The 15,100-nt window shown below is 51.4% G+C and carries 15 protein-coding genes; 8 read left to right on the top strand and 7 right to left on the bottom strand.

From position 1 onward, the window contains the following. The first annotated feature begins 4 nt into the window (after positions 1–4). Both AC4PHM_RS02145 and AC4PHM_RS02140 read left to right on the top strand, forming a co-directional pair. Entirely contained in the window at positions 5–454 is a 450-nt protein-coding gene (locus AC4PHM_RS02145) for a hypothetical protein (protein ID WP_492019260.1), read from the top strand. 281 nt (positions 455–735) lie between these two features. Continuing rightward, positions 736–1,233, top strand: coding sequence for a hypothetical protein (locus AC4PHM_RS02140; RefSeq protein WP_492019259.1), 498 nt, complete (start codon positions 736–738; stop codon positions 1,231–1,233). Positions 1,234–1,356: 123 nt separating this feature from the next. Here AC4PHM_RS02140 and AC4PHM_RS02135 read toward each other — a convergent pair whose 3' ends face one another. Next, positions 1,357–2,340, bottom strand: a complete 984-nt coding sequence (locus AC4PHM_RS02135; RefSeq protein ID WP_492019258.1) for a D-2-hydroxyacid dehydrogenase — start codon at positions 2,338–2,340, stop codon at positions 1,357–1,359. A 216-nt stretch (positions 2,341–2,556) separates the two neighbouring features. Between AC4PHM_RS02135 and glnA the strand changes: the two genes are divergently transcribed. Continuing rightward, complete coding sequence (gene glnA / locus AC4PHM_RS02130) at positions 2,557–3,996, top strand: type I glutamate--ammonia ligase (RefSeq protein WP_492019257.1); 1,440 nt, start codon at positions 2,557–2,559, stop codon at positions 3,994–3,996. Positions 3,997–4,109: 113 nt separating this feature from the next. Here the strand turns inward: glnA and AC4PHM_RS02125 are convergent, their stop codons facing one another. After that, complete coding sequence (locus AC4PHM_RS02125; protein ID WP_492019256.1) at positions 4,110–5,858, bottom strand: aldehyde ferredoxin oxidoreductase N-terminal domain-containing protein; 1,749 nt, start codon at positions 5,856–5,858, stop codon at positions 4,110–4,112. After that, positions 5,855–6,367, bottom strand: coding sequence for a 4Fe-4S binding protein (locus tag AC4PHM_RS02120; protein WP_492019255.1), 513 nt, complete (start codon positions 6,365–6,367; stop codon positions 5,855–5,857). The genes AC4PHM_RS02125 and AC4PHM_RS02120 overlap by 4 nt, the downstream gene beginning before the upstream one ends. 305 nt (positions 6,368–6,672) lie before the next feature. On the opposite strand from AC4PHM_RS02120, the gene AC4PHM_RS02115 reads away from it, so the two are divergent. Beyond that, positions 6,673–7,182 carry a flavin reductase family protein gene (locus tag AC4PHM_RS02115; RefSeq protein WP_492019254.1) on the top strand — a complete coding sequence of 170 codons (510 nt, stop codon included), beginning with the start codon at positions 6,673–6,675 and terminating at the stop codon, positions 7,180–7,182. Positions 7,183–7,258: 76 nt separating this feature from the next. On the opposite strand, the gene AC4PHM_RS02110 is transcribed toward AC4PHM_RS02115, so the two are convergent. Further along, the gene (locus AC4PHM_RS02110; protein ID WP_492019253.1) at positions 7,259–7,573 is read right to left on the bottom strand and encodes a hypothetical protein; all 315 of its coding nucleotides are present in this window, start codon (positions 7,571–7,573) and stop codon (positions 7,259–7,261) included. Between the two features lie 196 nt (positions 7,574–7,769). On the opposite strand from AC4PHM_RS02110, the gene AC4PHM_RS02105 reads away from it, so the two are divergent. After that, positions 7,770–9,404, top strand: coding sequence for a hypothetical protein (locus tag AC4PHM_RS02105; RefSeq protein WP_492019252.1), 1,635 nt, complete (start codon positions 7,770–7,772; stop codon positions 9,402–9,404). 78 nt (positions 9,405–9,482) lie between these two features. Here AC4PHM_RS02105 and AC4PHM_RS02100 read toward each other — a convergent pair whose 3' ends face one another. Then, positions 9,483–10,421 (bottom strand): prenyltransferase, encoded by a 939-nt coding sequence (locus AC4PHM_RS02100; protein WP_492019251.1) that lies wholly within the window; start codon positions 10,419–10,421, stop codon positions 9,483–9,485. A gap of 160 nt (positions 10,422–10,581) precedes the next feature. Between AC4PHM_RS02100 and AC4PHM_RS02095 the strand changes: the two genes are divergently transcribed. From AC4PHM_RS02095 to AC4PHM_RS02085, 3 genes are read left to right on the top strand one after another with little or no spacing between them, the layout of a single operon-like run. After that, on the top strand, positions 10,582–11,547 hold the full coding sequence (locus tag AC4PHM_RS02095; protein ID WP_492019250.1) for an ABC transporter substrate-binding protein: 966 nt from the start codon (positions 10,582–10,584) through the stop codon (positions 11,545–11,547). Then, positions 11,544–12,272, top strand: coding sequence for an ABC transporter ATP-binding protein (locus AC4PHM_RS02090; protein ID WP_492019249.1), 729 nt, complete (start codon positions 11,544–11,546; stop codon positions 12,270–12,272). Before AC4PHM_RS02095 ends, AC4PHM_RS02090 begins: the two co-directional genes overlap by 4 nt. After that, positions 12,259–13,131: an ABC transporter permease gene (locus tag AC4PHM_RS02085; RefSeq protein WP_492019248.1), complete on the top strand. Its 873-nt coding sequence runs from the start codon at positions 12,259–12,261 to the stop codon at positions 13,129–13,131. Before AC4PHM_RS02090 ends, AC4PHM_RS02085 begins: the two co-directional genes overlap by 14 nt. Before the next feature lie 257 nt (positions 13,132–13,388). On the opposite strand, the gene ribH is transcribed toward AC4PHM_RS02085, so the two are convergent. Together ribH and AC4PHM_RS02075 are read right to left on the bottom strand one after the other, a co-directional pair. Further along, a complete protein-coding gene (gene ribH, locus AC4PHM_RS02080) occupies positions 13,389–13,853 on the bottom strand; it encodes a 6,7-dimethyl-8-ribityllumazine synthase (RefSeq protein ID WP_492019247.1) in 465 nt (154 codons plus the stop codon). Next, on the bottom strand, positions 13,850–15,061 hold the full coding sequence (locus AC4PHM_RS02075; RefSeq protein WP_492019246.1) for a bifunctional 3,4-dihydroxy-2-butanone-4-phosphate synthase/GTP cyclohydrolase II: 1,212 nt from the start codon (positions 15,059–15,061) through the stop codon (positions 13,850–13,852). Before AC4PHM_RS02075 ends, ribH begins: the two co-directional genes overlap by 4 nt. Positions 15,062–15,100: the final 39 nt, after the last annotated feature.

The following is a 15,100-nucleotide window of genomic DNA, read 5'->3' as shown; positions in this document are numbered from 1 at the left end:
TTTTATGCTGATCAAACAACTGTCCGTCTTTCTCGATAACTCACCGGGAAGGCTCAATGCCGCCACTAAAGTCCTTTCTGAAGCCGGAATCAATATGCGCGCGCTTACGCTGGCGGATACTTCTGATTTTGGTGTTCTGCGCGTCATTGTCGACAAGCCTGAGGAGGCTATGTCAATACTCAGAAGCCACAACTTCGCGGCAAAGATGACGGAAGTACTCGTCGTCGAAATGGAGGATACGCCGGGGGGGCTCACAAAAATTCTCGATATCCTGGAGGAAGGCGGCATCAACATCGAGTATATGTACGCCTTTGTGGGCACAAAGCCGCGCAAGGCACTGATGATCTTCCGCGTCAATAAGCCAGATGTTGCGATCGCGCTACTGAAATCCAAGGAGGTCCGCTTGTTCAGCACGGAAGAGGACATTGATGAGCTCATCCACGTTTATTGGTAAACACATCTACTTTTGTGTCTATTCAAAAAAACCGCTTGTTATGAGCGGTTTTTTTATGCCATGAAAATAATTTATAAAATAATTCAATTATTCGAAAAAATTTTGTTCGTTCGGGTCTTTAAGTTTTTCGGATGAAATGATATTATAAAAAAGGCAGCATAGGGGTATAGACCTATTAAGCCATTACGCTTTTTGTATTATTCATAGATATCCATACTCTAGCCGGCTCTGGCGGGATACGACCGGGCGGCCCAATTCACTTATAAAAAGGAGAATGTTCAATGAACGCCATGCTTAAAAAACTGGTTGATCAAGGCTTCATGAATGAAGCGCAAGGCGCCTACCTCGAAGAGGCTATGGCCCGTAAAGAATCCATGATTGTTTCAGGCCACAAAGGCTGGGGCATCCTGCCTCTCTTCGCAACTATGAGCGCAGTCGCAAAATCAAGCTTCAGCATCAAGCAAGTCAAAGGCTTTGAAGATCTCGGCGGCGACACACAGTATTATGTCATTGCTGACCTCAAGGACATTGATTATGGCAAATTGATTTCTGACGCCATGATGATCCCTGATACTGGCATGATTTGCCTTAAGGACCCGGATCACCCATACTCCATCATGAAAATTTTTGGCGACGTGAAGAAGGCCGGCATCGATCAAACTAAGGTTTTCCAAGTCCTCGAGTGTGCAAAGGAAAACGACGTCAAGTTTCTTGCGAAAATCACCCGCATGGGCTGGGATGAAAATGGCAAGTTGTTTAAGGAAGATTTTAAAGGCTAAGGCATAGTGAAAACTCCAGGAAAATGGCTCTCGCCAATTTCCTGGAGTTTTTTTTTTTTGGGGGGGGATTTATCACACCACATTTGTAAACTCGGTGTCTGACACCGAGTTTACTTCCTTTTTTCATTTCCCCCAAACCACATTCACCGGATCCCCTCGAAGAAAGCGCTCCAAATTTTCGACGGCGATCTCCATGAGTCTGGCGCGGGCTTCCCACGGCGCCCAGGCTATATGAGGCGTGATGAAGAGATTTGGCGCGCTCAGCAGCGGATTATCCGCCATTGGCGGCTCGCTGGACAGGACGTCCACCCCGGCGGCGGCGATTTTTGCGGAGCGGAGACCATCGGCTAAATCCTGCTCATTGACGAGGCCACCGCGGGACATATTGAGCAGAATGACGCCATCCTTCATACGGCTGATGCTCTCGGCGCAAATGAGGCCCTGGGTCTCCGGCGTCTGCGGGCAGTGCAGTGTGATGACATCTGCGGTTCCATACAAGGTCTCAAGGGAAACAAATTTGTAGGGCAATCCCTCTCTCTGCCCCCTTCCCTGACGGTCCAGAACCAGAATCTCCATACCAAAAGCATGGGCAATCTGTGCCACTCTGGCGCCTATGCTGCCAAAGCCTATGATCCCAAGCTTTTTGCCGGCTAACTCGACCATGGGAAAATGCCAGAAGCAAAAATCCTTGGAATTAACCCACTCCCCGCTGTGGACGGCGGCATCATGGGCGCCCACGTGATGGCAGATTTCCAGGAGATGCGCAAAGACAAGCTGAGCCACAGAGTCTGTGCTGTAGGTCGGAATGTTCGTCACCGGGATGCCCCTGAGCCTTGCAGCCTGAACATCCACTACGTTGTAGCCGGTGGCCAGGACGCCTATATAGCGGAGATCCGCAGCTTCAGGGGAAGTTAAAGTCACTGCCGTTAAAGGCGTTTTATTGGTGATGACAATCTGTGCGCCGCGGATCCTCTGACGGACCTCTTCGGGTGTCGTCCTGTCGTAGACCGTTACTTTTCCAAGTCTTGTGAAGCCATCCCAGCTCAGGTCGCCGGGATTCAAGGTGTAGCCGTCCAGGATGACTATGTTGAGTGGTTTATCTGACATGATAATTACCTCCTTGTATCATAGCTGGTGATGCCAAGTTATGAGTGCATTTCTCTTTATTCCATACAACGAAATTATTCCCACGGATTTACAGTCATTGCTCTTGACTCTTTTCTAACAAAGTTTAGAATTAAATTATAAGTGTTCAATTTTATTGGAAGTTTAATAAGTGCATAGAACCAACCTTGTACAAAAAATTTCAAGGAGGCGCACAGTATGACAGCTTTCCAAAACGTGGCGGATGTCCAGGCATTTATTGCTGAGGAGGACATCCGGATCATCGACTTCAAGGTCATTGACATGAAAGGCAGATGGCACCATCTCTCCATTCCATTCGAACGCTTTAATGACAGCGTCATAACCTCAGGCATTGGCTTTGACGGATCCAGTTACGGCTTTCTCACTGTTGAAAAATCCGACATGGTGTTCATACCCGACCTCAGCACCGGCTTTGTGGATCCCTTCGCGGACGAAAAAACACTGGTGTTCATCGCGAATATTTATCGTCTTAAAGACGGCGAGCGTGTGCGCTTTGAAGACGACCCGCGCTTCCTGGCGGAGAAGGCCGAAAACTATCTGAAGGCGGAGGGCATCTGCGACCGCGCGCTCTTTGGTCCGGAATTTGAGTTCTATGTCCTGAACCACATCTCCTACCGGACGGAGTCACACCATATGGAGGTGCGAATCGACTCCGAGCAGGCAGACTGGAACACAGGCAATACAAAATATCACAATCTCGGCGCCAAGGTTCCGCCTCACGGCGGGTACCACGTGGATCTGCCGATGGATTCCAGCTACAACTTCCGAAGCAACACGGTCAGATTGCTCGAAGAACACGGTGTTCCAGTGAAGTACCATCACTCTGAGAACGGCGGACCAGGTCAGGTCGAAATAGAAGTTGAGTTCGCTACCCTTAAAGAAATGGCCGACCGAACCATGAAACTCAAATATATTCTTAAAAATAACGCCCATCTATTTGGCTTAACGACCACCTTCATGCCTAAGCCCTTCTGGAATGAGGCCGGCAGCGGCATGCATATTCATATGCACTTTTTTGATGGTGACAAACCGCTCTTTTTCGACCCAAATGGCTACAGCCAGCTCAGTGAAACAGCCTTGTATGCCATAGGCGGCATCCTGAAGCACGCCGCGGCACTGATGCCGTTCACCAATCCAAGTACCAACTCTTATAAAAGACAGGTGCCTGGCTATGAAGCACCTGTGAGCATTTGCTATGGCACCTCGAACCGCAGTGCCGTCATCCGGATCCCAGGCTATGCAACAGATCCCCACACCAAGCGCTTTGAACTTCGGTCCCCGGACGCCACGTCCAATCCGTATCTGGCGTTTACCGCCATCCTTATGGCGGCCATAGATGGCATTGAGAATAAAATCGACCCGGTGGCTGAGGGCTACGGACCGTTTGATGTCAATCTGTACAAACTGCCTGATGCTGAACGCGGTAAAGTTAAAGGCCTTCCGGCGTCGCTGCTCGAAGCCTGTGAAGCCCTCGAGGCAGACAAAGCATTTTTGCTGAAGGGCGGCGTCTTTTCTGAGATCATGATTAAGAACCAAATTGAGCGGCTCACGAAAGAGCATTATCAGATCAGCGCCCTGCCGCATCCTGAAGAATTCAGATTGTATTATGAGCTGTAATTGAACTTTGTCAGGGCATGTAGGTAAGGAAGACCTTGTGTCTGTTGTAACTCAGCAGACGCAAGGTCTTTTGTTTGTGATTGGGGCGGAGGTGCCTTGACCATCGGCAAATGTCACTTTGTGTTTGTAAAGAGGGCCTGACATTTTTGGTCGTAGTCGCGGATGAGGCGGCTCAGGACGTCTTCTTCGAGCTTGGTGCCGCCTCCCGGGGTCTCGAAAAATCGTTTTGGAAGTTTTATGGCAGTCTGATCAAAGCTCATGCGTTTTTTGAGTCTGAGTTTATTTTTGTAGATTTCTGTGGCGGCCTGTTTCAAGGATTCTTCCGTGTGTGTTTCACCTATGGACGCCAGAGCGGTAACGATGGTTCCGCGGTCGTAGAGCCGCCTGCCAAAGAGACAGGCGATCATGGAATTAAGGAGGCAGCGGTGGAGCTCTTCGTCAAAAACGCGATCCACGAGGGTTTCCATGCTGAAGTCGTCTGCCTGGTCAAAGCCGTAACCGCCGTTGCAGAGGTGGGAGTGGCGCGCGCCAACCGCGGCGCCCAGCACTGAGCCGTAGCCGGTGTGATAGCCGGCCATCTCGTTGCCCGCCAGCTGCATGGCGAAGTCTTCGCCGCCGTAAAGTTTGGCGGCTGCGGCGCTGCCGTCGCCAAGTGCTTTGTAGAAGTCATTCGCGCGGTCGGATAGGTGCTTCAAGGCTTTCAGATAATTTTTCTGGTCTCCAAAGACCAGAGGCACAAGAGTTTGGACTTCGGTGATCAGTCCCTTTTGGAAAGCTTCCGTGGCCCAGCCCAGGACGACGCCCGCAGAGATGGCATCGAGACCGTAGGCTTCAACAGCTTCGATCATTTCCAGGACTTCATCGCTGGTTTTCAGACCCAGGAAGGTGCCTAGACTGAAGATGAGCTCGTAGTCGTAACTGACACTGATGGCCTCATATTCATACCCCGGTCCAAATTCGCGTCTGAACTGGCCAATGTGGATGCAGCCCACCGGGCAGCCCGCACAGGCGGTTTTTCTTATGAGGTTGCGCTGGGCAAAGGCTTCACCGGTGAGGGCGCTGATGTCTTCATAAAAGGTCGTCTGAAGGTTCAGAGTCGGGATGCTCTTGTTGGCATTCATGCCGGAAACACCTATTGGGGTGCCCAGGTCGTGATATTTTTTCATGAGGTCGGTGGTTAAAGCCTTTTGGTGGATATCGCTGAAAGCTTTGAAATAGGCTTTACGATCTTTGATTTCATGGCTGCCCTTCCCATAGATGCAGATGGCTTTCAGGTGCTTGCTGCCCATGACAGCGCCGAGTCCCAGACGTCCGAAGTGTCGGTAGGTGTCCACGCAGACGCTGGCATAGCGGACGAGGTTTTCGCCGGCCGGCCCAATTCTAAGGATGCTTCGCTTGCCTGCTCCCGGCTCACGTTCCCGGATGATCCGGCCAACTTCGTCCGACTCCAGCCCCCACATGGCCGCTGCGTCCTTGAATTCAACACTGTGGCCGCTGATGGAGAGGTAAATAGGTTTTTGGGCGCGACCCTTTATGACAATAGCGTCATAGCGGGCCATGAACATGGTCAGGGCCATGCGCCCGCCTGCGTAGCTTTCCCCCAGCTCGCCGGTCAGCGGCGACCAGAACATGGCCACCGTCTTGGTGACTATGGGGAATATGGTAGAAAGGGCGCCTATGGCGAATACAATGCACTGCTCAGGATCCAGCACCGGCCTGTCTTCTCTTAAATGCTCCTCCAGGAGCTTTGAGGCGACGCCCACACCGCCAAGGAAGGCTTTCAGGTCCTTGCGCTGGCTGATGACATAGGTTTCCTCCGTGAGGTCAATGGTCAATACTCTTATGTAATCCTGATAGATCATGACTTTGCCTCCCCTTCTTCCTGCTGCGCTGTGTCAGGGTTTGCCCCGGATATTTTTGATGTTTCGAGGGATACAGCCTTTGCAGCCTCCACAATTTCTGCATTCTCTTCAACCTCTTCCATCCAGAGACACTGATGAGGACAAAATCTGGTGCAGGTACCGCAGTGCCGGCAAATGACCGGCTGATCCAGCTTTTCGCTGTACTGAACCGCGCCTATGGCACACGCCTTGACGCAGAGTCTGCAACTGATGCATTTGCTCTTGTCGAAGAGGACCCCGCCTCCGGGCCTTGCTCTCAAGGCACCGGTTCTGCAAGCCTCAAGACAAGCTATGTTTTCTTTGCAGGCGACGCAAACCACGCAGACGTATGGGCTCTGAAGGCCCCCCTTGGTTTTTATGTAGATCGCACTTTCACTCAGTGAGTGCTGTCCCAGCAGTGTTGAGCACACCAGTGAACAGGTCTGGCAGCCAATGCAGGCATTCATGTTGTAGCGCAGACGTTTTGCCACAGTGGATCCCACCTCTCGTTTTTTATTCCCTGTAGTTTCTACCCTGACTAAGGTGAAGAACTTCAAAAAGTTTTAGAGCAGGCGAGGTCAGTTCTGATGAGTGTCTGACACTCACTCAAGTTTGGTGTCTGACACTCATTCAAGTTTGGTGTCTGACACTCACTCAAATCCTGTCCGCGTCACCAACCCTCAAACTTGTCTAAACCCACCTGCAAATGGTACACTCTACCTAGGTATTGTAAAACTTTACTGATTTACGGCCTATGAATCCCAATAAATACCCCACACCAAAGGAGTGTCACCCTATGACTTCATTTAAATCGATTGCAGCAGAAACCCTTCAGAAAAACGCTTTTGAAATGATCGGGAAAGACTGGATGCTGGTCACCGCAGAGGCGAATGGCAAGGCCAACACCATGACAGCCAGTTGGGGCGGTCTTGGCGTCCTGTGGAACAAGAACGTGGCCTATGTGTTCATCCGCCCTCAGCGTCACACCAAATCCTTTGTCGATCAAGCGGATACCTTTACGCTGACCTTCTTCGGAGAAGAGCACCGCAAAACCCTCAGTTATTTGGGCAGTGTGTCCGGTAAAGATGAAGACAAAATTTCAAAGTCAGGTCTCACCATCAAACATCTGGACGGTACGCCCTACTTTGAGGAAGCCAACCTCGTGCTCCGCTGCAGGAAATTGTTTGCCCAGCCATTGTCGCCGGAGAGCTTTATTGAGACAGAGCTGATTGACAAGATCTATCCGACCCGCGACTTCCATACGATGTATGTCGCCGAAATTATGGACGTCTTCAGCAAAGAATGATTTGAGCGGGCTTTCAATAAAAAGAAGGTGCAGAGAAAGCCGGGGGACCGGGTTTCTCTGCACCTTCTTACCATTTTCAGATCACCTGAAAACGCGACTGAAACACCCCATGAAACTCCAGGATCAGCGCTTCTTCAAACATAGGATCCAGCAACTGTGCCACAAAAATAAATTGATTCGTCCGTATTTCAATTTCCGTATTGTTATGAACTTTTCGATTCATAGTAATTTCAACAATCTCACTAATCTCCAGTTCAACGGACGGATGGTGATGATCTTCAAGGGGGGTCATGATCAGAAGCGTCTCATCCAGTGTCAGTTCACAGTCGACCGTTTTAAAGAAGCCCTCTTTGAGCTTGATTTTCCATGCTTTTTTCAATGTCATCGCCATCACCGACCTTCCTTGATTTCATAATACACCAAATTAATTGCATGTCATCAGAGTGTCAACATTTGTCAATGACAAATTTATGTCACGTTTCATGACAGAATGTGAAAGTCATTCGTAAAATTGGGTATCAGAAGGATAAAGCAAACTGCGCCTTCAATTCTTAGATTAATCCAGCGTGGCTAGGGGGATGACGGACTTGTTATTTTCTGAAAAACTCGATTTGCTCATGAACCTGTCCGGCACCTCAAACAGCGCGCTGGCCAGACATATCAATCTCGACGCTTCTTACATAAGCCGCTTGAGGCGAGGCGACCGGGCACCTTCAAAAAACGAGAATTACTTGCTGGCCATCAGTCAATATTTTGCAAAGTTCATGGCCGTTGACACCTTCAGGTCGGGACTTTGTCATGCCCTTCAGACACCGCCGTCTCAAATTCCCATTGACCTTGAGCCTGCAAGCGCCATAATCCTCGACTGGCTGTACGATCAGAAGGCGGTGGAGACTAAGTCCATCGGCAAGCTCCTGGAACAGGTCTCGCACTTTACCTTTCCGACCTCAAATGCAATCTTTGATCTGGCCTCACTTTTTGGGACACTTAACCCAAAAGAAACAAGCACCTACTTGGACCTCCACGGCAAACGTGAAGCAGTTTTAACACTTCTGGCGACAGCACTCATGAGCGAAGCCACTGAAACCCTTTACCTTTACAGTGACGAATCCATGGAGTGGCTTATTGGAGATAAAAAATTCACGAGTCAATGGTCCATACTTATGTCAAAGATTATCCAAAAGGGACACAAAATCGTTATTGTTCATACGGTCAACCGCGGCTTGGACGAGATGCTGACTGCTATTCGCGAATGGCTGCCCCTCTATATGACAGGATCCATTGAGCCTTACTATTATCCAAGAACGCGGGATGATGTCTACAAGCATACACTTTTTATTCTTGAGAAGAAAACTGCACTGATCAGCCGCTCCGTCAGCCGTTCAACAAATCCGCCCATTGTTCACGTGTTCAATGAGCCGCGAACAGTCGCCCACTATCAGAAAGAATTTCAGGATTACCTGAATCTCTGCCGACCTCTGATGAAGATCATAACAGTCAGGCACAACGGCGGGGTTCTGGAAATGATCGAGGAGTTCGAGGCAGAAGCCTCCAATACCATCACGCTCAGGGAGGGGCTGCCTTCTCTGACAATGCCCGTAGCCACCGCAGAATCCATAATGATCAGATCCGGTCTCGAGTCACAGCAGGTCCAGTACATGTCGGGGATTCAAAGAAAACGGCATGAGAGACTGTTGAAACAACTTCAGGATTTCGAGCATACAGATTTGCTGCTGCTGCCGGACAAAAAGTCACTTCAGGAGCTGACTAAATCTGCGGAAGCAAACGGATTGCAAAAAGACTCAAATACAAACAATACTCCGGACGCGCTTCGCGTGAAGTTCCTGGGTCTCGTTGGCCTGTCAGACGCCGTCTATACACTTCAGGAATTCAGCGAACACCTGGCTTATACCATTCACCTTATGAAAACCTACCCAAACTATCACGTGATCTTGCTTGAAGATAACTTTTCCTCGGATTGTACAGTGACGATCCGCGAAAACGTCGGCGTTCTGGTAATCAAAGACAGTGCGCCAAATGTGCTCTTCGCCATCAATGAAAGCCGAATGACCGCGGCATTCCTGGACTATACCACAGTAATCACCGGAAAGGTCCGGCTTAACGGCACTGAGCGAAAGGCTGTATTAAAGCGGCTGGAAGGTATGTATGCAGCTCTGATGGGCCGTCGTCCCAGACAAGTACCGATGCAGCAAGCTGAATAACAGCGATTTTTTAATCAAATCAAAAACAGGCTCAGCGAAAGTCAGATTTTCCAACTTTCACTGAGCCTGTTTCTGTTGTTACAACGCCAGTGCAAGTACTGCAATCATAATGCCGTTAAAAGCAATGTGCAGCAGGTTGGTGATCCGGATCCCGCTGGTTTTTGGCATCGACACCTTTTTATAGGATTTGACTGCCAGCGGCAGCGTCACGAGGACCGCGAGGGCCTCTGCCGGAAGTCGTCCCAATACCATAAGCACTACTGTCATACCGTAGGCCACTGCCAGAAGCCCCAGATAAATCCCTTTTCCAGCCCTAATACCCACTATGACTGTCAATGTCCGTATGCCTAGCTCACCATCTCGAATGAAGTCCCGTATTTCATTGGACATCATGAGCAGCGGAATCATCAGGCTGGCCGGCATGGCCAGCACCACCGGCTCCCAGCTGTATGTCCAGCTGACCGCGACATAAGCCCCGAGCACCATGAGCGGCCCCATCAGCACAAAAGACAGCACGGCCCCCAGTCCCCGCTTCTTGTAAACAAACGGTTCCCCGGTATAGGCATAAGCCCCTGCCATACCCGCCAGCCCAATATAGATGAGGCTCGGCGTGCTGAGCTTCATCAGCACAAGCCCAATCAGCCCGGTCCCGGCCAGACACAGCATGCTGAGACCGAATACGGCAAGATCAAAGGCGGTCCTGTCGTACTTCAAAAACCTGAAAGTTCTCTCCCCTGGCCGATGATATTTAAACGAGCCCTCATAGAAATCATTCACAAGGTTAGCGCAGGCCTGAACGAGCATGCCGCCGATGGTCACCAGCATAATCCTCACCCAGATCAGAGACACCCCGTCTTCAATCAGCATTCCGCTGCGCCAAGCCACCAGAATGCCCAGGGTCGTCGAGCTGACCGCCAGCGTCAGCGACAGGGGCCTGAGGGCGATCCAGAGGTCCTTCACTATTTTTTTCTTCGATAGGACTTGATTGTCCAACACTGCATCAGTCTGTTTTATCACTTCTATCCGCCTGCCTCACTGATCTAAATTCTCGATACAGCCAATAGTATAGCCTATGGATCGCGTGTCGTGGAGATTTGGTTATATTGTTAATATTGAAACAATCCAATAGCCATTATACAATAGGAGTGTTAATTCAAGCAAGAAAGGTGGAACAATCTTGAAAAAATCATTGTCCTTATCACTCCTGCTGGCATTCCTGCTGGTTACCGCCCTTTTAGTCACAGGCTGTCAGAAACCCGAAGCTGAAGCACCTGCTGAACCGGCGGTTTCGGAACCATCGGCAGAAAGCACTGAAAATGAGCCGGCAACCTTAAAAATTGGGGTCATGCCTGCGGTAGACTCCGCGCCTATATTTTTAGCCGCGAAAAACGGCTATTTCGAAGAACTTGGCCTGACCGTAGACGTCCAGGTCTACACCAATGCCATGAACCGCCAGAGCGCGCTCCAGAGCGGCGAGCTGGACGGGGCCATGACGGACATGATCGCGCTGGTCAACAACGTCCAGAACGGTTTTGATATCAAGGTCACCACGAGCACTGACGGCGCGTTCCCGTTCCTGATTAAAGGCGAATTGAAGGACGGTGATGCCGTTAAGGTAGGCATGATGGAGGTCAGTGTCTCCAATTACCTGTCTGATCGCAGCCTGGAAGAACGCTACGATGTCGAGAAAATCTACATTAACGAAATTCCGGCGCGCATGGAAATGATCGGAAAAGGCGAACTGGACATGGCCGTCATCCCCGAGCCTATGGCCTCCATGGGCGAACTGAACGGACTGACGAAGCAGCTCATCGAGAATCCGGACGCATTTTCGCCGGACGTCATGGTCTTTACAGGTGTAGCCATCAGCGATAAGGCCTCAGCGGTGCAGCGGTTCCACGACGCCTACAACAAGGCCATTGCAGACATTCAGAAGGATGACAGTGAAGCGCGGGCGCTCCTCGTCGAAGTGCTGAAGCTGAAGCCTGAAATTACGGACAAGATCCTCATGCCGGAGTATCACCTGGCGCGGGTACCGGATGAGGCTTATCTCAAGACCATCATGGACTGGAATGAGCGCGTTTTAGGCAAGAAAATTGAGCTCGGGTATGACGACCTGATCGAAGGGAAGTTTGTGCAGTGATAGAAATCCGCGACCTGGAAGTGGCCTATGATCAGGACATTGCTCTGAAAGAACTGAATATGAGCGTGCCGGCGCACTCGACCTGCGCTGTGATTGGGTCTTCCGGGTGCGGCAAGACAACGCTGCTCTACGCGCTGGCGGGACTGGTCAGACCCCAGTCCGGGTCTATTGTCATTCAGGACGAGGCGGCGAACGGAATCCGAAAGTCAACGGGGCTCGTGCTGCAGGACTACGGACTCTTGCCCTGGAAGACAGTCCGGGAAAATCTGGCGTTTCCGCTGAAGGCGCGGGGCTTTGGCGCTGTGGAGACAAATGAGCGGGTAGGCGCCATGCTGGAGGAGTTAGGTCTGGAAAGCCTCGGACACCGGCTCCCCGGGGAACTGAGCGGGGGTCAGAAGCAGAGGGTGGCCATCGGCCGGACTTTGGTTCTGGAGCCGGACGTGCTGCTCATGGACGAAGCGTCCTCGGCGCTGGACGCCATGACCAAGGAAATGATCCAGAATCTGGTGCTGCGGCTGCACCGGGAGAGGCGGTTTACCCTCGTGCTGGTGACCCACAACATTGAGGAAGCGGTGTTCCTGGGGCAGCGCATCCTGGTGATGTCTGGTGGTCGCGTTCAGGAACAAATTGAGAATCCCTATTTTGGAGAGGTGGACTTCAGGGATCATCCGTCTTTTTTTGAGATGTGCCTGAAGATTCGGAGGCGGTTGTATGACCAGGCTTAAGGGCGAAATGCAGCGGCTTGACGGCGATTTGGCTCAGAACCGGGTCAGAACTCAGCTCGATGATAAGAGCCATAAGCGTTTTCGCTTAAGTGCCAGCTTAGGCGGGCGTTGGCTTCAGACCCTCTACGGCATGCTGGCGATCCTTCTCTTTTGGTATATCATGCACATTGCAGTGGGCTCAGCGGCCATTCCGGCACCTCATACGTCGATTCTGCATTTTTTCAGGATTTTTCCCGGAGAACTGAGCCGTCACCTGCTGGTCAGCCTCGGGCGGATTTCTGTGGCACTGGTGGTCTCCTTGGTGCTTGGCGGCGCCATAGGACTTTGGATGGGGTTCAGCGAACAGGCGGACCGTTGGCTCAGCCCCGTGGTTTATTTGCTGTACCCGTTGCCCAAAATCGCTTTTCTGCCTGTGCTGATGATATTGTTCGGGCTTGGAGAAACCTCGAAGATCGTGCTGATTATCATCATTATTATTTTTCAGATCCTGGTGGCGGCCAGGGACGGCGTGCGGGAGATTCCCAAAGAACTGTACTTTTCTGTGCTGTCTTTGGGAATTGACCGAGGCGGGCTGTACCGGCACCTGATCCTGCCGGCGACGCTGCCCAAAATTATGACGGCCCTGCGCATTTGTGTGGGGGTCAGCATTTCCATTTTATTCTTTGGGGAGAATTACGCGACGACCTACGGCATAGGCTATTTCATCATGAACAGTTGGCTCATGGCCGACTACGTGGAAATGTTCAGCGGGATTCTGGCACTGAGCTTGATGGGCTTTTTGCTGTTCAAAGGCATCGATCTCCTGGAGGCTCGTTGGTGTAAGTGGACGCGATTGGGTAAAAGCGGTGCGAGGCTATAGAATTTTGTAATTATAAAACACATAAAAACAGGCTCATCCCTACCCCAAGACAGCTTAGAGGTGCGGATGAGCCTGTATTCTTTTTTTATACTTTAATCTTTTTTGTCGAAAATCTCGAAATCCATTGCGGCTCAAGCTCTCCCGGGTTTACTGAACACTTAAGCTCTGGCACCGGTTTGAAACCTGTCCGCGTCACCAAACTGAAACCTGTCCGCGTCACCAGTTCTGAATCTATCCGCGTCACCAAACTGAAATTTCTAATTCAGCTGCTCAATCAAATTAACCATCTCAATTGCCGTAACAGCAGCATCAAAGCCCTTATTGCCCGCTTTGGTGCCGGCGCGCTCGATAGCCTGCTCAATGGTGTCTGTTGTCAGAACCCCAAAGATTACCGGAATCCCAGTGTCCAGAGACACATGCGCGACGCCCTTGGTGACTTCGCTGGAAACGTAGTCAAAGTGTGGCGTGGAACCCCTGATCACCGCGCCCAGGCAAATCACAGCGTCATAACGGCCGCTTGAAGCCATTTTCTTCGCGATCAAGGGAATCTCGAACGCCCCAGGTACCCAGGCAATCTCAACCTGATCCTCAGAAGCGCCATGACGCTTCAGCGCATCCAGAGCGCCACCCAGAAGCTTGCCGCCAATAAACTCATTGAAACGACCCACAATGATCCCATACCGCTGCTTGTCCGATACTAATTTACCCTCATAAACCTTCATTTCTTTTCCTCCTCAAAGTTAAGCTCATGGCCCATTTTTTCTTTTTTAGTCTTCAGATAAAATTCATTCCGCTCATTATGATTGAGCTGGATATGCACACGCTCCACGATTTCCAGCCCATAGCCGGAAAGTCCTGTAATCTTCTGTGGGTTATTGGTCATCAGCCGGATCTTGTGAAGCCCAAGCTCCATCAGGATCTGCGCTCCAATGCCATAATCCCTGAGGTCATCCTCAAAACCCAGCATCCGGTTGGCCTGCACCGTATCATACCCCTGGTCCTGGAGCGCGTAGGCCTTGATCTTATTAATGAGGCCAATGCCGCGACCCTCCTGGCGCATGTACAGCAGCACCCCTCGACCCTCTTCCTCGATGCGCTTCATAGCTTCGGCATATTGCTCGCCACAGTCACAGCGCAGAGACCCAAAGGCATCCCCAGTCAGGCACTCCGAATGGACTCGAACCAGCACCGGTTCGTCCGTCGCCACATCCCCTTTGACCAGCGCCACATGATGCTCGCCATTCAAGCGGTTGATAAATCCAATCATCCTGAAATCGCCATACTTCGTCGGCATGTCCGACTCCGCCACCCGCTCCACCAAAACCTCCGACTTGCGGCGGAAGCGAATCAGTTCCTCAATCGTAATCATCTTGAGGCCATGCTTTCTGGAGTACTCAATCAGCTCCGGCACGCGGGCCATAGTCCCGTCGTCATTCATGATCTCACAGATGACGCCCGCCGGCTTAAAGCCCGCCAGCTTCGCCAGATCGACGGCGGCCTCCGTATGGCCGGCCCGTCGCAGCACGCCGCCCTCCTTGGCCACCAGCGGAAAGATGTGCCCCGGCCGCATGAAATCCACCGGCTTCGCGTCCTCCTCCAGAAGGTGCTGAATCGTCATAGCCCGCTCCCCGGCAGAAATGCCCGTGGTGCAGCGCATGGAGTCCACCGACACCGTAAATGCCGTCTGTTTCGGATCTGTGTTTCGGTCGATCATGTCATAAATGCCCAGCGCGTTCAGGCGCTCCCTGAGCATGGGCACGCAAATCAGTCCCCGCCCGTGCTTGGCCATGAAGTTGATGGCCTCCGGCGTCGCCTTTTCGGCGGCCATGAGCAGATCCCCTTCGTTTTCCCTGTCCTCATCGTCCACTACGACGATCATTTCCCCGGCCTTCAAGGCCTCTATTGCTTCTTCAATTGAACAAAATCCCATTGGTAGGACACCTCCCGTTTTCAATCGGTTATAAAACTA

This window comes from Acidaminobacter sp. QWL-03, assembly GCF_058683855.1.
This window is presented reverse-complemented; position numbering and strand designations above follow the sequence as displayed.

Bases quoted from the DNA above. Each gene is read 5' to 3' on its own strand.
- AC4PHM_RS02145 (WP_492019260.1), top strand. From the start codon at position 5: ATGCTGATCAAACAACTGTCCGTCTTTCTCGATAACTCACCGGGAAGG.
- AC4PHM_RS02140 (WP_492019259.1), top strand. From the start codon at position 736: ATGAACGCCATGCTTAAAAAACTGGTTGATCAAGGCTTCATGAATGAA.
- AC4PHM_RS02135 (WP_492019258.1), bottom strand. From the start codon at position 2,340: ATGTCAGATAAACCACTCAACATAGTCATCCTGGACGGCTACACCTTG.
- glnA (WP_492019257.1), top strand. From the start codon at position 2,557: ATGACAGCTTTCCAAAACGTGGCGGATGTCCAGGCATTTATTGCTGAG.
- AC4PHM_RS02125 (WP_492019256.1), bottom strand. From the start codon at position 5,858: ATGATCTATCAGGATTACATAAGAGTATTGACCATTGACCTCACGGAG.
- AC4PHM_RS02115 (WP_492019254.1), top strand. From the start codon at position 6,673: ATGACTTCATTTAAATCGATTGCAGCAGAAACCCTTCAGAAAAACGCT.
- AC4PHM_RS02110 (WP_492019253.1), bottom strand. From the start codon at position 7,573: ATGGCGATGACATTGAAAAAAGCATGGAAAATCAAGCTCAAAGAGGGC.
- AC4PHM_RS02085 (WP_492019248.1), top strand. From the start codon at position 12,259: ATGACCAGGCTTAAGGGCGAAATGCAGCGGCTTGACGGCGATTTGGCT.
- ribH (WP_492019247.1), bottom strand. From the start codon at position 13,853: ATGAAGGTTTATGAGGGTAAATTAGTATCGGACAAGCAGCGGTATGGG.
- AC4PHM_RS02075 (WP_492019246.1), bottom strand. From the start codon at position 15,061: ATGGGATTTTGTTCAATTGAAGAAGCAATAGAGGCCTTGAAGGCCGGG.